Genomic DNA, 22,031 nt, shown 5'->3' with positions numbered 1-22,031 from the left:
GTCTCGTGATACCAATGGCCATGCGCGGCTTGTGGATTGGCGTCCGGCTCGGCGGAGCGCTCACGGTGCTGGCCGTCGGCTGCAGCCACCCGCCGGACCATCGACCGGCGGTCACGCCGTCGCCGACGCCGCCGCGCACCAGCACCATCAACCCCGCCAACATCAAGCGCGTCGTTCGTGACCTGCCCCCCAATTACGAAGTCACCAACGACGTTCCGGACACGGCGTCGCCGCGGCTGAGCTGGGGCCTGGATCCGGACGCGACGTCTCGCCCCGCCGCCTGCGCGGCGCTTGCCGACCCCGGCCGGGGGCGTGAGCAAACCGCGCAGGGACTGTCCGCCTCGGGCCAGGGCGGCATTCTCAACGTGACCTTGGTAGCTTCGCCCGACGCGCGCCTGGATCGTGGCGTCGTCGACGGCTGCGGCGAGTGGTCCCTGACCGCTAAACACACCACCGCACACGTGCGCCTGGCCGACCCCCCGCGCATCGACGGCGCCGATACCATCGGCATGGCCGTCGACATCAAGTCCGCCGTCGAATCGGGAACCGAAATCGACTCGCGGGCATACACATTCGTCGCCTATCTGGGCGGCTACTACGCGTTCACCACGCTGACCATCGATCCCGGGTCGGCATTGCCTGCGCTGCCACCGCAATTCGCCGCCGACTTGCTGGTCAAAACGGTGTCGACGTTGCGCGGCTGAGCGTCCCGCGTTGGGTAGATTAGCCACGGTGTCCAGGCTGGTATGCGTGCTCGCGACGGTGTGCCTGCTCGCCGGCTGTTCATCGAATACCGACAACGCCCCGCCGAGCGCCGACATTGCCAAGGTCGTCGCGGTGAAGTCGAGCTTTGGGCCCGAATTCAAGGTCACCGACGTCTCGGAACGGGCGATCGACCCCAAGCTGTTGTCGGCACGGAAGCTGCCCGACGGACTGAAATTCGATCCGGCCGACTGCGCAAAGCTGGCGTCCGGACCGGATATGCCGTCGGACGTGCAGGGCAACATGGCCGCGGTGTCGGCCGAGGGCAACGGGAACCGCTACGTGGTCATCGCGGTGGAAACCTCCAAGCCGCTGCCGGCCAGCGACCCGGGCAAGGACTGCACCAAGGTCGCGTTCGCGGGGACGGGGGTGCGCGGCGGCCTGGAAACCATCGACGTGCCCCGCATCGACGGCACCCGCACCCTCGGCGTGCACCGCGTGCTGCAGGCGGTACTGGCCGGTGGCACCCGCACCGGCGAGCTCTACGACTACTCCGCGCAATTCGGCGACTACCAGGTGATCGTGATCGCCAACCCGCTCGTCGTGCCCCACCAGCCCGTCGCCAAGGTCGACACCCAGCGTGCCCGCGACCTGCTGGTCAAAGCGGTCGCCGCGATCCGCACCTGAGGCGCTCAGCGCACGTCGCGCGGCCGGAACTGGATGCTGACCCGCGGGCCCTTGCGGGCCCTCGTCTTCGGGACGGCGTGCTCCCAGGTCCGCTGGCAAGAGCCGCCCATCACCAACAGATCGCCGTGCGCCTGCGGCAGCCGCAGCGACGGGCCGCCCCCGCGCGGGCGCATCGCGAACATCCGGGTGGCACCCAGGCTGACGATCGCCACCATGGTGTCCTCGGCGCTGCTGCGGCCGATCGTGTCGCCGTGCCAGGCGACGCTGTCGGAGCCGTCGCGATAGCAACACAGGCCGATGGTGGTGAACGGTTCGCCGAGCTCGCCCGCGTAGATGTCGTTGAGCCGGCGTCGCATCCGCGCCAGCAGCGGATGGGGCGGTTCCTCGAGGGTCAGGTCGTAAAAGCAGACCAGCCGCGGCACGTCGACCACCCGCTCGTACATCTGGCGGCGCTCGGCGCGCCACGGGATGCTGGTCAGCAGGGCGCCGAACAGCTCCTGCGCGGCACGCGGGTCGTCACTGAGCCAGCCGGCGCGAATCTCGATGAAGGCGCCGTCCCCGAGCTGGCGCCGCTCGGTGTGCTCGAACAACGAGCCCTGTACCCCTGAGATCTGGGTCCCCACGCTGCTAACTCTATCGCACATCCGTTCGATCAATTGGGACTCGCCGGGCTACCAGGCCGCCCCGCGTGTGACGCGACGGCCGCGATCCGCGCGGCTACGGTTTAACCGTGGGTGTCATTGAACTGAGCACCAATTCCGAGGTGGGCGCGCTTCGGGTGGCGATCCTGCACCGGCCCGGCGCCGAGCTGCGTCGACTCAATCCGCGCAACAACGACCAGCTGCTGTTCGACGGATTGCCCTGGGTGGCTCGCGCTCAGGAAGAGCACGACCAATTCCGCGAGTTGTTGCGCTCCCGCGGCGTGGAGGTGCTGCTGCTCGCCAACCTGCTGACCGAGGCGCTGCAGCACAGCGGCGCGGCCCGGATGCAGGGCGTGGCCGCCGCGGTCGACGCACGCCGGCTCGGAGTGCCGTTGGCGCAAAGCCTTTCGGCCTACCTGCGCGGCCTGGAGCCGGCGAAGCTGGCGCACGTGCTGATGGCCGGCATGACCTTCAACGAACTGCCACCGGATACCCGTACCGACGTGTCGCTGGTGCTGCGCATGCATCACGGCGGGGATTTCGTCATCGAGCCGCTGCCGAACCTGGTGTTCACCCGGGACTCATCGATCTGGATCGGCCCGCGGGTGGTGATCCCGTCGCTGGCGTTGCGGGCCCGGGTTCGCGAGGCGTCGTTGACGGACCTGATCTACGCCCATCACCCGCGGTTCACCGGGGTGCGGCGAGCCTACGAGTCGCGCACCGCGCCGGTCGAGGGCGGCGACGTGCTGCTGCTCGCTCCCGGGGTGATCGCGGTGGGAGTGGGGGAGCGCACCACGCCGGCCGGTGCGGAAGCGTTGGCGCGCAGCCTGTTTGACGACGATCTGGCGCACACGGTGCTCGCGGTGCCGATCGCGCAGCGGCGCGCGCAGATGCACCTGGACACGGTGTGCACGATGGTCGACACCGACACGGTGGTGATGTACGCGAACGTCGTCGACCACCTGTCGGCATTCACCATCCAGCGCGCGCCCGACGGGGTGACCATCAGCGATGAGGCGCCGTTTTTGGATGCCGCCCCCAAGGCGATGGGCATCGACAAGCTGCGCGTCATCGACACCGGACTGGATCCCCTGGTCGCCGAACGCGAGCAGTGGGACGACGGCAACAACACGCTGGCGTTGGCGCCCGGCGTCGTCGTGGCCTACGAGCGCAACGTGCAGACCAACGCCCGGCTGCGGGACGCAGGCATCGAGGTGTTGACCATCGCGGGGTCCGAACTGGGTACCGGCCGCGGCGGCCCGCGCTGCATGTCCTGCCCCGTCGCCCGCGACTCGCTGTAGCTCGTCGCGTTCCGCGAAACTGTAACTGGCAACCCGTTTCCCGAGTGCCACCGTCGCTCGTTGCAGTCTCACGGCGAAGCGAACGTCACCGCCAGCTGGGCAGCCAGATCTCCATGTCCCAGGTCTGCTGCGAGATCGGCAGCCCGGTCAAAATCGGGAACAGCCACGCGAAGTTCGTCACGACCAGCGCCACATAACAGCTCACCGCGATCAGGCCCAGCGTCCGGCGCTCGGCCGATTGTTTCGGGCGGTAGAGAATGTCGCCGCAAATCAGCGCGATGGCCATCACCAAGAACGGCGCCATGGTCGCCGCATAAAAGAAGTACATCTGCCGGTCGATGTCGGCGAACCACGGCAGCCAGCCCGCGCAGTAACCGACAAGGACCACCGCGTAGCGCCAGTCCCGCCGGATTGCGGCTCGCCACAGTGCATACAGCAGCACCGGCACCGCCAGCCACCACATCGCGGGCGTGCCGACCAGCATCTCGGCCTTGACGCAGGATTGCGCGCCGCAACCGGCGACATTTTGCTGGTCGATGGCATACAGCACCGGCCGCAACGACATCGGCCAGCTCCACGGCTTGGATTCCCAGGGGTGGTGGTTCCCGGCGGCATTGGTCAGGCCGGCATGGAACTCCAGCGCCTTGGCGCTGTAGTGCCACAGCGAACGCAGGGCGTCGGGGACCGGCAGCACGGACGTGGGCCCAATCGTCTGGCCCACCTCGTGCCGGTCGATCGCGGTCTCCGAGGCGAACCAGGGCGCATAGCCGGCCAGGTAGACCGCGATCGGGATGACGCCGAGCGCGTACGCCGTGGGGATCAGGTCCCGGCGCAGCGTCCCCAGCCAGGGCCTGCTCACCTGGTACTGCCGGCGTGCCGCGACGTCGAACGCCAGCGACATCGCCCCGAAGAACACCACGAAATACAGCCCGGACCACTTTGTCCCGCACGCCAATCCGAGCAGAACCCCGGCCAAAAAGCGCCACCAGCGCACCCCCAGCCGGGGGCCCCACGCGGTGTCGGCGCTGCGGCCTTCCAGCAGCGCGATGTGCATTCGCCGCCGCACCTCGTCACGGTCGACGATCAGCGCGCCGAACGCCGCCACCACGAAGAAGGTGAGGATGCCGTCGAGCAGCGCCGTGCGGGCGGCGACAAAGCTGACCCCGTCGCAGCTGCACAACACGCCCGCGATCGCGCCCACCAGCGTCGAGCGGCTGATGCGGCGCACGATCCGCATCACCAGGGTCACCATCACCACGCCCAGCAGCGCGCCGGTGAATCGCCAGCCCACCCCGTCATAGCCGAAGATCGCCTCGCCCACGGCGATCAGTTGCTTGCCGACGGGCGGGTGCACCACCAACCCGAAACCCGGGTTGTCCTCGACGCCGTGGTTGTGGAGCACCTGCCAGGCCTGCGGCGCGTAGTGCTTCTCGTCGAAGATCGGGGTGCCCGCATCGGTCGGCGAGCCCAGGTTGACGAACCGGGTCACCGTCGCCAGCAGCGTGATGATGCCGGTGACCACCCAGCCCCGGACATGATCCAGCGGCCCGAAATCGGCCACCGGCACCAGTGGGCCGGGGCTGACCATGGGGACGGCGCGCTCCGCGACGGCACCCTCCGCGGTCACGGAGGCTTCGCTGGGCGGGGCAGACATCACGTCGATCGTAGGCTGTCCGTCATGTCCTTTGGCCGCCTATTACTCGGCGCGACGCCACTGGGCCAGCCGTCGGACGCCTCCCCGCGGCTGATCAAGGCGCTGGGCGAGGCCGATGTCGTGGCCGCCGAAGACACCCGGCGGGTGCGCACGCTGGCCAAATCGCTGCAGGTGGCGATCACGGGCCGGGTGGTCGCGCTGTTCGATCAGGTCGAGGCCGCACGGGTGGAGTCTTTGATCGCCGCCCTGAAGGCCGGGGCGACGGTGCTGCTGGTCAGCGACGCCGGTATGCCGCTGATCAGCGACCCCGGCTACCGGTTGGTCACGTCCTGCATCGACGCCGGGGTGCCGGTGACATGCCTGCCCGGGCCGTCGGCGGTGACCACCGCGCTGGCCGTGTCCGGTCTGCCCTCGGAGAAGTTCTGCTTCGAGGGCTTCGCGCCGCGCAAGAGCGCGGCCCGCAAGACGTGGCTGGCCTCGCTGGTCGACGAGCGGCGCACCTGCGTGTTCTTCGAGTCGCCGCGCCGGCTGGCGGCGTGTCTGGACGACGCGGTCGGGCAGCTCGGCGGTGACCGGGCCGCCGCCGTCTGCCGGGAGCTGACCAAGGTGCACGAGGAAGTGGTGCGCGGCTCGCTGGCAGAGTTGGCCGCCTGGGCGGCCGACGGCGTGCTGGGTGAGATCACCGTGGTGCTGGCCGGTGCCCGCCCGGTCGCCGACGTGGCGTCGCTGGTGGCTCAGGTGCACGAGCTGATCGAGGCGGGCGCCCGGGTCAAGGACGCGTGCACCCGGGTGGCGGCCGGACATCCCGCCGTGCGCTCCCGCGACCTGTACGACGCGGTGCTCAAAGAGCGCCGGGACTGATTAGGCACTAGCCCACGCCGGCGGCGGCGCCGGTGGTCGCGGTGCGCGGCACCCCGACCACGGGGGCGGCCTTGTGCAGGCACTCCTGCCATTCGGCGTCGGGATCGGAATCGGCGGTGATCCCACCGCCCACCCCTAGCACGGCGGCCCCGGCGGCATCGAACTCCACGGTCCGGATCGCGACGTTCAGCTCGCATCCTGCAACCGGTGACGCTAAACCAATTGTGCCGCAATAGATTCCGCGACGGTTCGGTTCCCACTGCGAAATCAGCTGGCGGGCACGGTGTTTGGGCGTTCCGGTGACCGAGGCCGGCGGGAATGCGGTGTCCAGCAGCGCGGGCGTCGGCATGTCGACGGGAACCTGTGCCGACACCGTCGACACCAGATGCCACACGCCCGGAGCGCGTCGAACCACCAGCAGCTCTGGAACTTTGACCGTTCCGGTGACCGCGACCCGGCCCAGGTCGTTGCGCACCAGGTCCACGATCATGATGTTCTCGGCCACCTCCTTGGGGGAGGCGCGCAGCGCGGACGGCCAGGCGTTCAACGGCAGGGTCCCCTTGATCGGGCTGGACGTCACCAGGGCGCCGCGGCGGCGCAGGAACAGTTCGGGGGACAGCGACGCGACCGCCCCGGCGGTGCCGGCGACATAGGCGGCGCGGGCCGGCGAGGTGCGCGCGATGCCGTCGACGAAGAAGTCCAGGGGCGCCCCGCGGACGGTTCCGGTGAACCGGGTGCACACGCAGGCCTGGTAGACCTCGCCGGCCCGGATCGCTTCCAGGCAGGCAAGGACGCCGTCGCGGTGGGACGCCCGGTCGGGCGCACCCCACTCGATCCGGAAGTCACGCGGCGGGCCCGGGGTCGCGGCCAGGGCGGCGGACAGCCACTGCGGCATCGGCGCCCCGGACAGGCTCTCGTACCACCACCGGCCGTCGCGATCGCGACGCAGCACGCAGTCGGTCCAGCCGCCGGCGGCCTCGGGGATCCGGTGCGGCTGTCCGTCGGCGCCGGCGTCCGGATACGACAGATAGCCCACCCAGCCGCCGCCGACGGCGGCGCTGTCGCGGGGTGGGGTGTCAAGCGGAACCGCGAAGGCGTCCGCGACCCGAACCGGGCGCACCGCCACACTCGGGGCGATCACCGCGAGTGCACCGAACCATTCGCCGGTCAGCGCCGCGGGCGGCGGCAGACCGAGCCGATCGGTGGCATCGCCGACGGCGCGCAGCACGCGGTGCGCCTCACCGAGGCTGCCGAGCCGGTCGATCCGCACCGACCTAGCTTGACAGAACGCCGAACTTTCGCACCTCACGGCCCATACGGCTCAGCTGCGGCTGATGTCGCGGGCGGTTGCCAGCGCGGCCAGCTTGTCCGGGTTTCGCATCACGTAGAAGTTGGTGATCTTGTCTTCGACGATCTCCACCGTGATCACGCCTTCCAGGCTGCCGCGCAGATACAGCAACACCGCCGGGGCGTTGTTGCAGTTGACCAGTTCGACGTGCAGCTCGGTCTCCTCCCGGGCCTTGCGGAACAACCCGACGATGGCCCTGGCCACCTTGTCGGCGCCGACGACGGGCCGCCGGGCGGCCGACACCTTGCCACCGCTGTCGGCCATCCAGGTGGCGTCCGGCGCCAGCATCGCCACCAGCGCCGGTACATCCCCGCTGGCGGCGGTGGCCAGGAACTGGGCGGTGAGCTCCGCGTTGCGCCGCGGGTCCACGTCGCCGAACCGTTTGCGCCGCGCCCGCACGTGTTCGCGAGCGCGATGAGCGACCTGACGCACCGTCGGCACCGGTTTGTCCACCGCGTCGGCGATCTCGGCGTAGTCGAACCCGAACACCTCGCGCAGTACGAACACCGCCCGCTCGTCGGCGCTCAGCGTTTCCAGCAACACCAGCATGGCCATCGAAATCGATTCCGCCAGAACAACATCCGCTGACGGGTCCTGGTCGTCGAGCAGCAGCGGCTCGGGCAGCCACGGCCCGACGTACTCCTCGCGGCGACGGGCGCCGGCCCGTAACGCATTGAGCGCCTGCCGGGTCACCAGCTGGGCCAGGTACGACTTGGTGTCGTGCACCTTGGCCAGGTCGACGTCGGCCCACCGCAGATAGCTGTCCTGCAGCACGTCGTCGGCCTCGGTGGCCGAGCCGAGGATCTCGTAGGCGATGGTGAACAACAACGGGCGCAGCAGGGTGAACCGTTGCGCGTGCTCACCGGTCGCGATCATGGGACCGCGACCTGGCGGTCGGCCGGCTGGGCGGGCCGCTGCCCGCCTTTGAGCCAGAAGTACGAGCCGGGTTTGGCCGCCTCGCGCCGAATTGCCCACAGCGTGCCCCGACAAATGCGTTCCTTGATGGCCGCGGTGACGCGGCCGCCGAGCGCCAGGTTCAGCGGAGTGTCGTCGGTGTGTGCGAACTGCAGGGTGCCGCCGCTGCGGCCGATGCTGATGCACTGCCCGACGAACGCCTGGTCGAGGGGCGCGGGATCCTGGCCGGCGATGCGGGCGAGCACGGTGTTGGCGGCCTGGGCGCCCAACGGCCCAGCGGCCTGGCAGCTCATCCGCAACGGCCGACCCGACGGTGCGGCCGCGTCACCGGCAGCGACGATGCGGTCGTCGTCGATGCAGGTCAGCGTCTCGTCGGTGAGCAGCCGGCCGGCCTCGTCGGTACGCAGTCCGCTGCGGGCGGCCAGGTCGGGCACGGCGAACCCGGCCGTCCACACCGTCGCCATGCTGGGCAGTACCGCACCGTCGCTGAGCACCACGCTGTCCCAGCGCACCTCGGTGGCGGTGACGAATTCCGCCACGACCACACCGCGTGCGCGCAGCTGCTTGCGCACCGAACGCCGGCCGCGGTTGCTCAGCGATGCCCCGAGCGGACCGCCGCACACCAGCGTCACCGGGCGGCCCTGTTCGGCGAGTTCGGACGCCGTTTCGATGCCGGTCAGTCCGCCGCCCACCACGGTGACGGGAGCACCCAGCGGCAGGTCGGCGAGCGCGTAGTGCAGCCGCTGTGCGCTTTCCAGATCGCAGATCCCGTGGGCGAATTCGGCTGCCCCCGGCACCGAACGTGGCACCGCGCCGGTGCTACCCACGGCGTAGATCAGATAGTCGTAGTCCAGCACGGCACCGGAGGTCAGCACCAGGCGGCGGGCCGCGGCGTCGATGCGCTCGACGGCGTCGACGACGAGCTGGATGCCCTCGCCGAGCAGGGTGCCGTAGTCGGCGGTCGCGGCGCCGGTGTCGGCGACCAGCTGGTGCAGCCGAATTCGTTCGACGAAGACCGGACGCGGGTTCACCAGGGTGATGTCGACGCCGGTCCGCTGGCGCAGCCGATTGGCCGCCAGGGTGCCGGCATAGCCACCGCCGATGACCACGACGCGGGTGTTCTCGGTCATTTCTGTCTCCTCTTCTCGTGGGGCGTGTGCCCTCGAGACACCGGAGAGGGGCCAGGCGTGACATTACCGGGCCTGATTGTGAGCTGGATCACTGGCGGATCGGCCCGGCCGGTCGGGCCGCCGCTGCCCCTGGCCGGGCCACCCCTCTAGCATCGCAACGATGATTCGGACAGCGGGGCGAAGCGCGGCGGCGATCGTCGCGTGCGCGGCGGTCGCGCTGAGCGGGTGCAGCAAGCACAGCGACCCCGGTCCGTTGTCGGCCATCGTCAGCCCGGCCATCCCGCCCAGCGTCCAGGAAATCTCCAACCCGCTGCGCGGCCAGTACGAGGATTTGCTGAATCCGCTTTTCCCGCAGGGTAATCCGGCCCAGCAGCGGTATCCGGCGTGGCCGGCGTCGTATGACGCCAGCATGCGTATCTCGTGGCGACAACTGCAGCCCATCGATCCGGCCACGCTGCCGCCCGACGCGCCCGACGATCGCAGGTACGACTTCAGCGCGATCGACGACACCCTCAACAAGCTGGCCAGCCGGAACATGCGGCTCGGCCTGCGCATCGTCACCGTCACGCCGGACCCGCATGACCCGATCGCGATCCCGGACTGGATGCGGCCGGCGTCGACCAGTTCCCCGGCCGCGCCGAACAGCCCGGGCGTCACGCAGGTCGTGCCGAACTGGGACGACCCGCGCTACCTGGACGCGTTCGGCCGGCTGCTGTCGGCGCTGGGCCGCCGGTACGACGGCGACGAGCGGCTCAGCGTCTTCGAGTTCTCCGGTTATAACCAGTCAGGCCAGTTTCGCGATCAAAGCATCAGCGCCGCCTCGATCCGGCAGCTGGTGACGGCCAACGTCGACGCCTTCCCGCATACCCAACTGGTGGTGGCGCCGCAAAACCCGGAGATCGTGCGAGCGCTACTCGCCGACGAGGTGACGAAGAAGTTGTCCGCCCCGGTGGGCATCCGCGCCGAGTGCCTCGGCGCCCAATCGCCGTTGCCGGCCTGGGCGGAATCCGGGGATTCCCAGTACGTCCGGAACAACGACGCGGTCGTCAACGCGCTCAAGCAGCGACTGGCCTCGGCGCCGGTCATCACCGAATGGTGCCCACCGCCCCCGGGAACCGACCCGAAGGCCTACTACGAGAAGGCGCTGCACGACGTCGTTCGCTACCACGTGTCGATGACGGCGAGCGCGAACTTCCCGGACCGCGACGCGACCGCGGCGATGGACCCCAAGCTGTACGCGCTGTGGGCACAGGCCAACGCGGCTGCCGGATACCGGTATTCGGTGCAGGCGCGGCCGGGGTCGCAGTCGATTCAGGGCACGGTCGCGTCGATCTCCGTGGAGTGGACGAATTACGGGTCGGCGGCGAGCACCGAGCAGTGGGTGCCCGGCTACAAGCTGGTGGACTCCTCCGGCGCGGTGGTGCGCACGCTGCCGGCGACGGTCAACCTCAAGACGTTGGTCCACGACGACTCCAGCCCGTCGCGCGAAGAGGCGGTGCCCGCGACGTTCAGCGAGACGGTGCACGTCGACCTGGCCGGTGTGGCGCCCGGGCACTACACGCTGCGCGCCGCCGTCGACTGGCAACAGCACAAACCGGGCGCCTCGCACGTGGTGAACTACGGACCGATGGCACTGGCCCGAGACGGCCGCGACGGGTCGGGTGCGTATCCGATTGCGACGCTTGATATTCCGCGTTCCGGCATAGCCGGCACCGGCGGCTGACCCGGCCCGCGGCGGGCCCGTCGCCGCTGGTCATAGCAAAGAGCCGATATCGAACTGGCAGCGGCCCGCGGCGTCCCGCCTCGTGACCGGCGCCGATGCAGTTGGGCCAGGATGGCCGCGCGATGACCCGGCCGGTATCCGATCGCGATCCTCGGCATACTCCGCGAGCGACTGATCTCCGCTACTTCTCGCTGCATCGCCAGTCGTGCGCCCCGAAAAGACCAGGCAAACGAAACCATACTAATAGTCAGTGCCGCTCCAGAAATTCTGACGATAAGTATCGATATGGAATGACGCCGACGTCAATTTCCTGCGCCAGCTGCTAATCTCAGGGCGTTCAAACGTCGTCCCGAGAAGCACGGTGTGTGTATGCACAAACCGATGATGAGCCGAGGTGTGTGCCGAGCTCGAGTAAGGCATCTGCAGACGTGAAGACGGTGGAACCAGGTCATGGCGTAATAGCCGCTGGGAGTTTCAGGTCACCGAATTGCCAGGATCGGCGGTGTGCCGCCGAGCGGACTCGGTATCTGCGATGACGACCCACTCCACCGACGGGCGCGCCGACGTGACGCGCCGACACATTTTGCGGGCTGCGTCGCACCAATTTGCGCGGCGTGCGTACCACGAGGTTGGACTCGACGACATCCTTGCCGAAGCCGAGCTGACCAAGGGCGCGATGTACTTCCACTTCCGGTCGAAGCACGCGCTGGCGGTTGCGATCATCGACCGGCTGACCACTGCCGGAACCGCAGCCGTGCACGACCTGGTCACGCGGGGTTTGTCGGGCCTGGAAACCCTGATCGACTTCTCATATCTGATCGCTATCCAGGACATCAAGACCGACCAGGTGCGGGCCGGGCTGAATCTGATCGAGTCGGTCGGGCGTTCCGAGGGGCTGCAGGAGCGGTTGTTGGACGGCTGGGTCAAAGCCCTGGCCACAGTGGTCGAGCAGGCGATCGCCGAGGGCGACATCGACCAACGATGCGAACCCGAGGATGTGGGACGCATGATGGTCTCCCTGCACATGGGGTTTCGCAAGACCAGCAACCTGGACGACCCGGAACGGTTCCTGCGTGACCTGGAAAGGTGCTGGGGATTGATGTTGGCTGGCATCCTGCAACCCGACCGCGTCGACTACTTCCAGCAATTCCTGCGGCGCCGCGCGGCGCTGGCGGTCAACACGAGCTCGCCCGCGGATTTCCCGTGACCGGCCGGAACGGCGAGGGTGGCCCGGCGGGAGTTCACCGCACTTGCGGATCCGTCGACATGCCGAAGGAACAGGGGTAATGGCGCGCCAGGTTCGATCCGAGGTCACTCGCCGCAAGATCCTCAACGCCGCGATAGGCGTATTCGGCGAGGTCGGTTATTCGGCGGCCGGCTGGGGCACGATCATCGAGCGCACCGGGATGACCAAGGGTGCTTTGTACCACCACTTCGACTCCAAAGAGTCGTTGGCCTCGGCGATCATCGAGGAAGGCGCCGAAACGATCCTGCGCGGCTTCCGAAATGTCTGCGGGGGAGCATCGCCGGGACTGGAAAACCTGGTGCACGGAACGTTCACGATCGTCGGGGTGCTGAGCTCGGATGACACGGCGCGCGCCGCCGAGCAACTGAGCTGGACGCTGCGCGGATTCAACGAAGCCGCCGGAAAGTTCTGCAAAGCCTTGATCGGGCTGCTGGCCACCGAGGCCGCGCGGGCGATGTCCGAAGGTGACCTTCGGACAGATCTCGACCCTGAGGCGGTCAGCGAATCAGTTGTCGGCGCGTTGTTTGGCACCCGTGCACTGGCCGATGCAATCGCGGGTCAAACGGCGGACGCGGGGCCAGGCCGCGACGACGCGGCAGACCTCGAGCGGCTGACGCGGTCCTGGGAACTTATGTTGCCGGGCATCGTCACCGATGCGTCGCTGTCCTACTTCCGGCAGTTCCTTGGTCGCGAAGCGATGCGCCACCGCCGCACCGCCACGCCGCGCCCCGACGCCGTCGCCGTGTCCGAAATCGGTTAGTCCGGGGCTCGTGCCGCGACCGGCCGCGACCGACGCTGGCGGCGATCGGTTTGCGCGACATGAACTGCGCGCCGTTTCGACAACCTACCGAAAGGATGTATACGTTCGCCTGGGCTGTACTGGAAGTATCTAGCGGCCCGGTCGTCGCCTCAGCCGGTGTGGTCGGTTTCCTGGTGTCGAGCGCGCTGCCGGCGACCAAGGGTCGGTGCCCGGCGTGCAGCACGGCTGCTGTTGGTCGGATGGTTCCCATTCCGACCCGAGCTGGTTGTGATGTTGGGCGCCGGCTCAGCGCAACGGAACTCGGGCGTCAGCGCTCGTCATCCCACAGCTGCTCGGTCAGGTCCTGGAACGTCGCCAACGCGAACCGGTCGTCGGAGCGCATGCCGACCGACTTGCTCATCAGCGCACGCACTATCGAGCCGTCCTTGTGCGCCAATTCGACGACCATATTCGCCAGAGCGTGCACGACCGACAGCAGGGATTCCGAATCCGGAGCCTCGTGGAAAATTTCGCGGAACCGCAACTCCAAAACTTCTTCCGGCGCGTAGCCCACCATTTCTGCAAATGCGGTGTTGGTAAACAAGATCGTGCCGTCGTCGCCCACTGCCAGCACCGGAACCGGAATTCGCTCCAGCACGACCAAGGCAGGCAACTGTTTCAAGGTGGTCATCGGCGATTGGTTGGGTTGGTGCCGATTCTGTCGTCGCTCCACAGGCCGATTATGGTCTATGCCAGAGGCCAGGCTTGACACCAATTCCCGTCGCACACATTGGACGGTCGAAATGGTGCCCGGTGTTGTTTGGGCCTACTGCTCGTCGGCAGGGGGCTGATACCGGGGGAAGACGCCGGTGGGCGGGGGTAACACCGAGCCGGGGACCAGCCGCGTGCCGACCGCAGCCAACGTTCGTTGCTCGGCCGGTTGCCCGAGCAGATCCAGCAACTTGCCGGCCGATTCCGGCATGACCGGCTGGACCAGCAGTGCGGCGATGCGCACCACCTCGCAGGTGGTGTAGAGCACCGTGCGGAACCGCACCTGATCCGCCTCGGCTTCGCTTTTGCGCAAAACCCACGGTTGCTGCGCCGAGAAGTAGCGGTTGGCCTCGCCGAGCATCAGCCAGATGGCCTCCAGCGCCAAATGCATGGCTTGGTCGTCGAAGTGCGCCCGCACTCGGTCCAGCAACGAGTCCGCGCGCTCGAGCAGTTCGGTGTCGGCGGCGCTGAACTCGCCGGGTTCGGGCATGATCCCGTCGAGGTTCTTGGCGATCATCGACAGCGACCGTTGCGCCAGGTTGCCCAACTCGTTGGCCAGATCGGTGTTGATCCGGTTGATGATGGCCTCTTGGCTGTAGCTGCCGTCCTGACCGAACGGCACTTCGCGCAACAGGAAGTAGCGCAGCTGGTCCACACCGAAGGCGTCTGCCAGCGCGACCGGGTCGATCGTGTTGCCCACCGACTTGCTCATCTTCTCCCCGCGGTTGTGCAGGAATCCGTGCGCGAAAACCCTTCGCGGCAGCTCGATTCCGGCCGACATGAGGAATGCCGGCCAATACACCGCGTGGAACCTGATGATGTCCTTACCGATCATGTGCAGATCGGCGGGCCAGTAGCGGCGGAACAGTTCCGAATCCGTGTCCGGGTAGCCGGCGCCGGTCAGGTAGTTGGTCAGGGCGTCCACCCATACGTACATGACGTGGTCCGGATGCTCGGGCACCTGCACGCCCCAGTCGAACGTGGTGCGCGAGATTGAGAAATCGGTGAGCCCGCCGGCGACGAAACTGACCACCTCGTTGCGACGCGCCTCCGGGCCGATGAAATCGGGGTTGGCCTTGTAGTGGGCCAGCAGCTTGTCGGTGTACGCCGAGAGCCGGAAAAAGTACGTCTGCTCCTTCTCGCTCCAGGTCACCGGCGCCCCGGTGTCGGTCGCGATGCGGACACCGTCGACCACCTCGATCTCCGAGTCGGTGAAGTAGCGCTCATCGCGCACCGAGTACCAGCCGGAGTACGTGGCCAGATAGATGTCTCCGGCCGCCTCCATCCGCCGCCAGATCTTCTTGGACGCCTCATGGTGGTCGGGATCGGTGGTGCGGATGAAACGGTCGAAGGAGATGTTCAGCGCTTCCTGCATGCGTTGGAACACATCGGAATTGCGCCGCGCCAGCTCGGCGGTCGGGATGCCGGCGGCGGCGGCGGTCTCGGCGACCTTTTGGCCGTGCTCGTCGGTCCCGGTCAGGAAGCGCACGTCGAAGCCGTCGAGCCGCTTGAACCGGGCGATCGCGTCGGTGGCGATGTATTCGTAGGCATGACCGACGTGCGGCGCGCCGTTCGGATACGCGATCGCAGTCGTGACGTAATAGGGCCTCATCGAGATTCACCCTATTGTGTGCGCGTGAGGTCCAGCCGACCCGGTAAACGAGAAGCACCGCCCGCCCCGGAACCGTTGGCGCCCCTGATCGATGCCCACACTCACCTCGACGCGTGCGGGGCCGAGGACGCCGCCGGGGTGGCGGCGATCATGCAGCGGGCCGCGGCGGTCGGCGTGGGTGCGGCCGTGACCATCGCCGACGACTTGGGCTCGGCGCGCTGGGCGACCCAAGCCGCCGACTGGGATCCGCGGGTGTACGCCGCGGTCGCCCTGCACCCCACCCGCGCCGCCGCGCTCGACGACGAGGCGCGCGCCGAGATCGAGCGGCTGGCCGCGCACCCGCGGGTGGTGGCCGTCGGCGAGACCGGGATGGACATGTACTGGCCCGGACGGCTGGACGGATGCGCCCCGCCCGACGTGCAGCGGGAGGCGTTCGCCTGGCATATCGACCTGGCCAAGCGCGTCGGCAAACCGTTGATGATTCACAACCGGGAGGCCGACGCCGAGGTGCTCGACGTGTTACGGGCCGAGGGCGCACCCGAGCTGGTGATCTTCCACTGCTTCTCCTCCGGCAGCGTGATGGCCCGAATCTGCGTCGACGCCGGCTGGTTTCTCAGCCTGGCCGGCACGGCCAGCTTCACCAATGCCCGCGCGCTGCGGGAGGCGGTGCCGTTGATCCCGGCCGAGCAGCTTCTGGTGGAGACTGATGCACCCTTTTTGACACCACATCCTTATCGTGGCGCGCCCAACGAGCCATATTGCCTTCCATATACTGTCCGGGCGATCGCGGAACTGGTCGACCGCCCGGCAGCGGAGCTGGCGCGGACCACCACGAGCAATGCCCGACGGATCTACGGGCTCGCCGAGGCCGACGGGTGATTTCCGCAACACACTTCGGCTCGGGTTGCTCCAGATTGACCGGTTCGTTACCGTCTTGTGATCGAATCGTTGGTTTAATGCACTGTTGTCGAATGCCGGGTAGGTCGTTACGTGGTTGCTGAGCATGGGGTAGATGCGCGTTGAGCGTATTGAGAAAACTCGATCAGACCCCATCACCGATGTTGCGGCTCGTAGTAGGTGGGCTGCTCGTGGTCCTCGCCCTGGCCGGCGGGTTCGCGGTTTCGGTGTCCAAAACGGTGACGCTGACCGTCGACGGCGTGGCGATGCGGGTGACCACCATGAAATCTCGGGTCATCGACATCGTCGAGGAGAACGGCTACGTCGTCGGCGAGCGCGACGACCTGTATCCCGCCGCCGACGTCCAGGTGCGCAACGCCGACAAGATCGTGCTGCGGCGCAGCCGGCCGCTGGAGATCTCCCTGGACGGCCGCGACACCAAGCGGGTGTGGACCACCGCCTCCACCGTCGACGAGGCGCTGGCCCAGCTCGCGATGACCGACACCGCGCCCGCCGCGGCCTCCCGCGGCAGCCGGGTTCCGCTGGCCGGCATGGCGCTGCCGGTCGTCAGCGCCAAGACCGTTCAGATCAACGACGGCGGCAAGGTCCGCACGGTTCATCTGCCCGCGCCCAACGTTGCCGGGCTGCTCAACGCCGCCGGCGCGCCGCTGCAGGACAGCGACCAGGTGGTGCCCAGCGCAACGTCGCCGATCGTGGACGGCATGCAGATCCAGGTGACGCGTAACCGCATCGAGAAGGTCACCGAGCGAATCCCGTTGCCGCCGACCGCGCGCCGGGTCGAAGACCCCGACATGAACATGAGCCGGCAGGTCGTCGAGGACCCCGGTGCCCCGGGAACCCAAGACGTGACCTTCGCGGTGGCGACGGTCAACGGGGTGGAGACGGGCCGGCTGCCGATCGCCAACATCGTGATCGCCCCGGCCCGCGACTCCGTCGTCCGGGTGGGCACCAAGCCCGGCACCGACCTCGGCCCGATCAGCGACGGCGCCATCTGGGACGCCATCGCGGGCTGCGAGGCCGGCGGAAACTGGGCGATCAACACCGGCAACGGCTATTACGGCGGCGTGCAGTTCGATCAGGGCACCTGGGAGCGCAACGGCGGGCTGCGCTTCGCCCCCCGCGCCGACCTCGCGACCCGTGAGGAACAGATCACGATCGCCGAGGTGACCAGGGAGCGTCAGGGCTGGGGCGCGTGGCCGGTGTGCAGCGGAAGAGCTGGTGCGCGCTGACGATACGGCTGCTCGGACGCACCGATATCAGGCGGCTGGCCAAAGAACTCGAGTTTCGGCCACGCAAATCGTTCGGCCAGAACTTCGTCCATGACGCCAACACGGTCCGGCGCATCGTGTCGATCTCCGGAGTCGGCCGCGCCGAGCGCGTCCTCGAGGTCGGGCCGGGTCTCGGCTCGCTCACACTGGCGTTGCTCGACCGCGGCGCGGCCGTCACCGCGGTCGAGATCGATCCCGTGCTGGCCGGCCGGCTGCAGCAGACCGTCGCCGAGCATTCGCACAGCGAGGCCCAGCGGCTGACGGTGTGCAACCGCGACGTGCTGACCTTGCGGCGCGACGAGCTGGCCGCCCCGCCCACTGCCGTCGTCGCCAATCTGCCCTACAACGTCGCCGTCCCGGCGCTGCTACACCTGCTCGCGGAGTTTCCCTCCATCCAGACCGTGACCGTGATGGTGCAGGCCGAGGTGGCCGAGCGGCTGGCCGCCGAACCCGGCGGCAAGGAATACGGTGTGCCCAGCGTCAAGGTGCGCTTCTTCGGACGGGTGCGCCGGTGCGGCACGGTCTCGCCGAACGTGTTCTGGCCCGTCCCGCGCGTCTACTCCGGTTTGGTGCGCATCGACCGGTACGCCACCGCGCCGTGGCCCACTGACGACGGCTTCCGCCGACAGGTCTTCGAGCTGGTGGATATCGCCTTCGCGCAGCGGCGTAAGACCGTGCGCAATGCGTTCCTGCAGTGGGCGGGGTCGGGCAACGAGTCGGCGAACCGGCTGCTCGCGGCCAGCATCGATCCGGCCCGGCGGGGTGAGACGCTGTCGATCGAAGATTTCGTGCGCCTGCTGCGTCGCTCCGGTGACTCGGCGCGGCCGCAGCGATAGTCTGCTGCCGTGGCCGCGGCGGACATGGTGACCGAGGATGTCTGACGGCAGCACCGCCGCGCAGTGGGTGCCCACCGGATCGGTCACGGTCCGCGTTCCCGGCAAGGTCAACCTGTATCTCGCGGTCGGCGATCGTCGCGACGACGGCTATCACGAGCTGACGACGGTGTTTCAGGCCGTCTCCCTGCTCGACGAGCTGACCGTCCGCAACGCCGACGTCCTGTCGCTCGAACTGGTCGGCGAGGGGGCCGAGCAATTGCCTACCGACGAGCGCAACCTGGCCTGGCAAGCCGCCGAGCTGATGGCCGATCACGTCGGCCGGGCTCCCGACGTGTCGATCATGATCGACAAATCCATTCCGGTGGCCGGCGGCATGGCGGGCGGCAGTGCGGACGCGGCGGCGGTGCTGGTCGCGATGAACTCGCTATGGGAACTCAACGTCCCCCGCCGCGACCTGCGGATGCTGGCCGCCCGGCTGGGCAGCGACGTGCCGTTCGCCCTGCACGGCGGCACCGCGTTGGGCACCGGCCGCGGTGAGGAGTTGGCGACGGTGTTGTCGCGCAACACTTTTCATTGGGTACTGGCCTTCGCCTACGGCGAGCTGCTCACCCCGGCAGTGTTCGGCGAGCTCGACCGGCTCAGGGATACGGCGGAGCCATCGCGGCTGGCCGAGCCCGGGCCGGTGCTGGCCGCGCTGGCGGCGGGCGATCCGCAGCGGCTGGCGCCGTTGTTGGGTAACGAACTGCAAGACGCGGCGATCAGCCTGCACCCGCAGCTGCAGCGCACCCTGCGCGCCGGGGAAGAGGCCGGCGCCCTGGCCGGCATCGTCTCCGGGTCGGGCCCGACGTGTGCGTTTCTGTGCGCGTCGGCGTCCTCGGCGGTCGATGTCGGCATGGCGCTGTCGGGCGCCGGTGTGTGTCGCGCGGTGCGGGTCGCGAGCGGTCCGGTGCCCGGCGCGCGGGTGGTGCCGGCGCCGATGACCGACGCATGAACGCGCTGTGAAATCAGACTCAAATCGCAGAAATGGTGGGTTGTTACTTAAGAGGAGTTTAAGATAGCTCGCGGTGAGGACTATAGATCAGGACGAGCATTCGGCCTGGCCGTTCGCCGGCAGCCCCGGTGGACGGCCAGTTGGTCAAGTGTGGCCCGGCCGCGCGCATGCTGATCGGACAACCGGACATGGGGTTGCGCAAACGTCACCCTTTCGAGATCTAACCGCTTTCCAACTGTGCTCGCGTGCCTGCTGCAAAGTGTCGCCGCGCGAGCGGAACATGAAATCCCGGGTGTTGGGGACAGCGCCGGAACCAAGGAGGTTTGCGTGAGCAGGTTTACCGACAAGATGTTCCACAACGCCCGTGTCTCGAAAAAGGGCATGGTCACCGGTGAGCCACACGAACCCGTCCGCCACACCTGGGGTGAGGTGCACGAGCGCGCCCGCCGCATCGCGGGCGGCCTGGCCGCCGCGGGCATCGGTCTCGGCGACGCCGTCGGGGTGTTGGCCGGCTACCCGGTGGAGATCGCCCCGACGGCGCAGGGTCTGTGGATGCGCGGCGCGAGCCTGACCATGCTGCACCAGCCCACCCCGCGGACGGATCTGGCCATGTGGGCCGAAGACACCATGAACGTCATCGGCATGATCGAGGCCCGGGTGGTCATCGTGTCGGAGCCCTTCCTGGTCGCCATCCCCGTACTGGAAGACCAGGGCATCAAGGTCCTCACCGTCACCGACCTGCTGGCCTCGGAACCCATCGACCCGATCGAGGTCGGCGAGGACGACCTGGCGCTGATGCAGCTGACGTCGGGATCGACCGGATCGCCCAAGGCCGTCCAGATCACACACCGCAACATCTATTCCAACGCCGAGGCGATGTTCATCGGCGCCCAGTACGACATCGACAAAGACGTGATGGTCAGCTGGCTGCCCTGCTTCCACGACATGGGCATGGTCGGCTTTCTGACGATTCCGATGTACTTCGGCGCGGAGCTGGTCAAGGTCACGCCGATGGACTTCCTGCGTGACGCGCTGCTGTGGGCCAAGCTGATCGACAAGTACCGGGGCACCATGACCGCGGCGCCCAACTTCGCGTATGCGCTGCTGGCCAAGCGGTTGCGGCGGCAGGCCAAGCCCGGCGATTTCGACCTGTCGACCCTGCGTTTCGCGCTGTCCGGCGCCGAGCCCGTCGAGCCCGCCGACGTCGAGGATCTGCTCGACGCCGGAAAGCCGTTCGGTCTGAAGCCGTCGGCGATCCTGCCGGCCTACGGGATGGCGGAGACGACGCTGGCGGTGTCGTTCTCGGAGTGCAACGCGGGCCTGGTCGTCGACGAGGTGGACGCCGACCTGCTAGCCGCCCTGCGCCGGGCCGTGCCCGCCACCAAGGGCAACACCCGCCGGCTGGCCACCCTGGGGCCGCTGCTGCACGGTTTGGAGGCCCGCATCATCGACGAGCAGGGCAACGTGATGCCGCCGCGGGGCGTCGGCGTCATCGAGTTGCGCGGCGAGTCGCTGACGCCCGGCTACCTGACCATGGGTGGCTTCATCTCGGCTCAGGACGAGCACGGCTGGTACGACACCGGCGACCTCGGCTACATCACCGACAACGGCCACATCGTCGTGTGCGGCCGCGTCAAGGACGTCATCATCATGGCCGGCCGCAATATCTATCCGACCGACATCGAGCGCGCGGCCTGCCGGGTCGACGGTGTCCGGCCGGGCTGCGCCGTCGCGGTCCGGCTCGACGCCGGCCACTCCCGCGAGACGTTCGCCGTGGCGGTCGAGTCGAACGCGTTCCAGGACCCCGCCGAGGTGCGGCGGATGGAACACGAGGTCGCCCGCGAGGTGCTCAAAGAGGTCGACATGCGGCCCCGCAACGTGGTGGTCCTGGGCCCCGGCACCATTCCGAAGACGCCGTCGGGCAAGCTGCGCCGGTCCAACTCCGTCACGCTGGTCACCGGATAACCGGCTCTCGCACGGTTGGCCAGCTCTCTCACAGCCGGGTGTGCGTTCACGGATTTCGGTGTGCGCCAGCGGTGCCGACACGCCGACCGGGCCCGCCGGCAGCGCACACTCAACGGCCTGGACGCACACAGCGCGGGGAACTACCAGGCGTGCACGCGGTTCTGTGCGGGCTCTAAACCCAACTCGATCAGCAACTCGGTCGCGTCCGCGGCCTGCTCGCAGATAGCGGGGATCTCCGGGCGCTCCCTGGCGGTGAACGGCTCCAGCACGAACGCGGCCGGATCCTTGCGCCCGGGCGGACGCCCGATGCCCAGCCGCACCCGCTGAAAGTCCTTGGTGCCCAGCGCCGATGCCACCGAGCGCAACCCGTTGTGCCCGCCCTCGCCGCCGCCCATCTTGAGCCGGATACGACCGAACTCGAGGTCGAGGTCGTCGTGGATGAGGATGATGTCGGCCGGCGCCACGGAGTAGAACTTGGCCAGCGGGCCCACCTGGCGGCCGGATTCGTTCATGTAGCAGCGCGGTTTGGCCAGTAGCACCGAGCGGCCGGCGAGCCGGCCGCTGACCACCTCGGCGCCGGACCGCTTGTGCACCTTGAACTTTGCGCCCAGCCGCGCGGCGAGCAGGTCGGCGACCATGAACCCGACGTTGTGTCGGGTGCGGGCGTAGTTGTCTCCGGGATTGCCCAGGCCGACCACCAACAGCGGTTCGGCCATCTCGTCG

At 68.4% G+C, this 22,031-nt stretch carries 20 protein-coding genes; 12 read left to right on the top strand and 8 right to left on the bottom strand.

From position 1 onward, the window contains the following. Nucleotides 1-20: 20 nt before the first annotated feature. Nucleotides 21-704, top strand: a complete 684-nt coding sequence (locus AWC25_RS01725; protein ID WP_069400570.1) for a DUF5642 family protein — start codon at nucleotides 21-23, stop codon at nucleotides 702-704. A gap of 28 nt (nucleotides 705-732) precedes the next feature. After that, on the top strand, nucleotides 733-1,389 hold the full coding sequence (locus AWC25_RS01720) for a DUF5642 family protein (RefSeq protein ID WP_069400526.1): 657 nt from the start codon (nucleotides 733-735) through the stop codon (nucleotides 1,387-1,389). Between the two features lie 5 nt (nucleotides 1,390-1,394). Here the strand turns inward: AWC25_RS01720 and AWC25_RS01715 are convergent, their stop codons facing one another. Further along, nucleotides 1,395-2,012, bottom strand: coding sequence for an alpha-ketoglutarate-dependent dioxygenase AlkB family protein (locus AWC25_RS01715; protein WP_232327016.1), 618 nt, complete (start codon nucleotides 2,010-2,012; stop codon nucleotides 1,395-1,397). 107 nt (nucleotides 2,013-2,119) lie between these two features. On the opposite strand from AWC25_RS01715, the gene arcA reads away from it, so the two are divergent. Then, the gene (gene arcA, locus AWC25_RS01710) at nucleotides 2,120-3,331 is read left to right on the top strand and encodes an arginine deiminase (protein WP_069400524.1); all 1,212 of its coding nucleotides are present in this window, start codon (nucleotides 2,120-2,122) and stop codon (nucleotides 3,329-3,331) included. Between the two features lie 85 nt (nucleotides 3,332-3,416). On the opposite strand, the gene AWC25_RS01705 is transcribed toward arcA, so the two are convergent. Continuing rightward, nucleotides 3,417-4,985: a dolichyl-phosphate-mannose--protein mannosyltransferase gene (locus AWC25_RS01705; RefSeq protein ID WP_069400523.1), complete on the bottom strand. Its 1,569-nt coding sequence runs from the start codon at nucleotides 4,983-4,985 to the stop codon at nucleotides 3,417-3,419. Nucleotides 4,986-5,009: 24 nt separating this feature from the next. Between AWC25_RS01705 and rsmI the strand changes: the two genes are divergently transcribed. Continuing rightward, entirely contained in the window at nucleotides 5,010-5,846 is an 837-nt protein-coding gene (rsmI, locus tag AWC25_RS01700) for a 16S rRNA (cytidine(1402)-2'-O)-methyltransferase (RefSeq protein ID WP_069400522.1), read from the top strand. 7 nt (nucleotides 5,847-5,853) lie between these two features. Here rsmI and AWC25_RS01695 read toward each other — a convergent pair whose 3' ends face one another. From AWC25_RS01695 to AWC25_RS01685, 3 genes are read right to left on the bottom strand one after another with little or no spacing between them, the layout of a single operon-like run. Continuing rightward, nucleotides 5,854-7,116 (bottom strand): aminodeoxychorismate synthase component I, encoded by a 1,263-nt coding sequence (locus tag AWC25_RS01695; RefSeq protein ID WP_069400521.1) that lies wholly within the window; start codon nucleotides 7,114-7,116, stop codon nucleotides 5,854-5,856. A gap of 51 nt (nucleotides 7,117-7,167) precedes the next feature. Next, nucleotides 7,168-8,070, bottom strand: coding sequence for an RNA polymerase sigma-70 factor (locus tag AWC25_RS01690; protein ID WP_069400520.1), 903 nt, complete (start codon nucleotides 8,068-8,070; stop codon nucleotides 7,168-7,170). Next, nucleotides 8,067-9,239, bottom strand: coding sequence for an NAD(P)/FAD-dependent oxidoreductase (locus AWC25_RS01685; protein ID WP_069400519.1), 1,173 nt, complete (start codon nucleotides 9,237-9,239; stop codon nucleotides 8,067-8,069). Before AWC25_RS01685 ends, AWC25_RS01690 begins: the two co-directional genes overlap by 4 nt. Before the next feature lie 160 nt (nucleotides 9,240-9,399). Here AWC25_RS01685 and AWC25_RS01680 point away from each other — a divergent pair, with 160 nt between their 5' ends. The 3 genes from AWC25_RS01680 (at nucleotide 9,400) to AWC25_RS01670 (ending at nucleotide 12,968) form a co-directional block, all read left to right on the top strand. Beyond that, nucleotides 9,400-10,962: a hypothetical protein gene (locus AWC25_RS01680; protein WP_069400518.1), complete on the top strand. Its 1,563-nt coding sequence runs from the start codon at nucleotides 9,400-9,402 to the stop codon at nucleotides 10,960-10,962. 532 nt (nucleotides 10,963-11,494) lie between these two features. Next, the gene (locus tag AWC25_RS01675; RefSeq protein ID WP_069400517.1) at nucleotides 11,495-12,169 is read left to right on the top strand and encodes a TetR/AcrR family transcriptional regulator; all 675 of its coding nucleotides are present in this window, start codon (nucleotides 11,495-11,497) and stop codon (nucleotides 12,167-12,169) included. A gap of 79 nt (nucleotides 12,170-12,248) precedes the next feature. After that, the gene (locus AWC25_RS01670) at nucleotides 12,249-12,968 is read left to right on the top strand and encodes a TetR/AcrR family transcriptional regulator (RefSeq protein WP_069400516.1); all 720 of its coding nucleotides are present in this window, start codon (nucleotides 12,249-12,251) and stop codon (nucleotides 12,966-12,968) included. Between the two features lie 307 nt (nucleotides 12,969-13,275). Here AWC25_RS01670 and AWC25_RS01665 read toward each other — a convergent pair whose 3' ends face one another. Continuing rightward, nucleotides 13,276-13,638 (bottom strand): PAS domain S-box protein, encoded by a 363-nt coding sequence (locus tag AWC25_RS01665; RefSeq protein ID WP_069400515.1) that lies wholly within the window; start codon nucleotides 13,636-13,638, stop codon nucleotides 13,276-13,278. Between the two features lie 135 nt (nucleotides 13,639-13,773). Next, complete coding sequence (gene metG / locus AWC25_RS01660; protein ID WP_085166256.1) at nucleotides 13,774-15,330, bottom strand: methionine--tRNA ligase; 1,557 nt, start codon at nucleotides 15,328-15,330, stop codon at nucleotides 13,774-13,776. Nucleotides 15,331-15,348: 18 nt separating this feature from the next. On the opposite strand from metG, the gene AWC25_RS01655 reads away from it, so the two are divergent. The 5 genes from AWC25_RS01655 (at nucleotide 15,349) to AWC25_RS01630 (ending at nucleotide 21,308) form a co-directional block, all read left to right on the top strand. Continuing rightward, a complete protein-coding gene (locus AWC25_RS01655; RefSeq protein WP_069400513.1) occupies nucleotides 15,349-16,209 on the top strand; it encodes a TatD family hydrolase in 861 nt (286 codons plus the stop codon). A gap of 140 nt (nucleotides 16,210-16,349) precedes the next feature. Next, a complete protein-coding gene (locus AWC25_RS01650) occupies nucleotides 16,350-17,477 on the top strand; it encodes a resuscitation-promoting factor (protein WP_211281008.1) in 1,128 nt (375 codons plus the stop codon). Further along, complete coding sequence (rsmA, locus tag AWC25_RS01645) at nucleotides 17,441-18,352, top strand: 16S rRNA (adenine(1518)-N(6)/adenine(1519)-N(6))-dimethyltransferase RsmA (RefSeq protein WP_069400511.1); 912 nt, start codon at nucleotides 17,441-17,443, stop codon at nucleotides 18,350-18,352. Before AWC25_RS01650 ends, rsmA begins: the two co-directional genes overlap by 37 nt. A 37-nt stretch (nucleotides 18,353-18,389) precedes the next feature. Further along, a complete protein-coding gene (locus AWC25_RS01640; RefSeq protein WP_069400510.1) occupies nucleotides 18,390-19,343 on the top strand; it encodes a 4-(cytidine 5'-diphospho)-2-C-methyl-D-erythritol kinase in 954 nt (317 codons plus the stop codon). A gap of 327 nt (nucleotides 19,344-19,670) precedes the next feature. Next, a complete protein-coding gene (locus AWC25_RS01630) occupies nucleotides 19,671-21,308 on the top strand; it encodes a fatty acyl-AMP ligase (RefSeq protein WP_069400569.1) in 1,638 nt (545 codons plus the stop codon). 140 nt (nucleotides 21,309-21,448) lie between these two features. Here AWC25_RS01630 and pth read toward each other — a convergent pair whose 3' ends face one another. Beyond that, nucleotides 21,449-22,024, bottom strand: a complete 576-nt coding sequence (gene pth, locus AWC25_RS01625) for an aminoacyl-tRNA hydrolase (RefSeq protein ID WP_069400509.1) — start codon at nucleotides 22,022-22,024, stop codon at nucleotides 21,449-21,451. Between the last annotated feature and the right edge of the window lie 7 nt (nucleotides 22,025-22,031).

The organism is Mycobacterium sherrisii, assembly GCF_002102355.1.
GTDB classification, from domain to species: domain Bacteria; phylum Actinomycetota; class Actinomycetes; order Mycobacteriales; family Mycobacteriaceae; genus Mycobacterium; species Mycobacterium sherrisii.
This window is presented reverse-complemented; position numbering and strand designations above follow the sequence as displayed.

What these genes read in the sequence shown, in the direction of transcription:
- AWC25_RS01640 (WP_069400510.1), top strand. Translation starts at nt 18,390, where the DNA reads ATGTCTGACGGCAGCACCGCCGCGCAGTGGGTGCCCACCGGATCGGTC.
- AWC25_RS01675 (WP_069400517.1), top strand. Translation starts at nt 11,495, where the DNA reads ATGACGACCCACTCCACCGACGGGCGCGCCGACGTGACGCGCCGACAC.
- AWC25_RS01690 (WP_069400520.1), bottom strand. Translation starts at nt 8,070, where the DNA reads ATGATCGCGACCGGTGAGCACGCGCAACGGTTCACCCTGCTGCGCCCG.
- AWC25_RS01665 (WP_069400515.1), bottom strand. Translation starts at nt 13,638, where the DNA reads ATGACCACCTTGAAACAGTTGCCTGCCTTGGTCGTGCTGGAGCGAATT.
- AWC25_RS01670 (WP_069400516.1), top strand. Translation starts at nt 12,249, where the DNA reads ATGGCGCGCCAGGTTCGATCCGAGGTCACTCGCCGCAAGATCCTCAAC.
- pth (WP_069400509.1), bottom strand. Translation starts at nt 22,024, where the DNA reads ATGGCCGAACCGCTGTTGGTGGTCGGCCTGGGCAATCCCGGAGACAAC.
- rsmI (WP_069400522.1), top strand. Translation starts at nt 5,010, where the DNA reads ATGTCCTTTGGCCGCCTATTACTCGGCGCGACGCCACTGGGCCAGCCG.
- AWC25_RS01705 (WP_069400523.1), bottom strand. Translation starts at nt 4,985, where the DNA reads ATGTCTGCCCCGCCCAGCGAAGCCTCCGTGACCGCGGAGGGTGCCGTC.
- metG (WP_085166256.1), bottom strand. Translation starts at nt 15,330, where the DNA reads ATGAGGCCCTATTACGTCACGACTGCGATCGCGTATCCGAACGGCGCG.
- AWC25_RS01680 (WP_069400518.1), top strand. Translation starts at nt 9,400, where the DNA reads ATGATTCGGACAGCGGGGCGAAGCGCGGCGGCGATCGTCGCGTGCGCG.
- AWC25_RS01685 (WP_069400519.1), bottom strand. Translation starts at nt 9,239, where the DNA reads ATGACCGAGAACACCCGCGTCGTGGTCATCGGCGGTGGCTATGCCGGC.
- AWC25_RS01725 (WP_069400570.1), top strand. Translation starts at nt 21, where the DNA reads ATGCGCGGCTTGTGGATTGGCGTCCGGCTCGGCGGAGCGCTCACGGTG.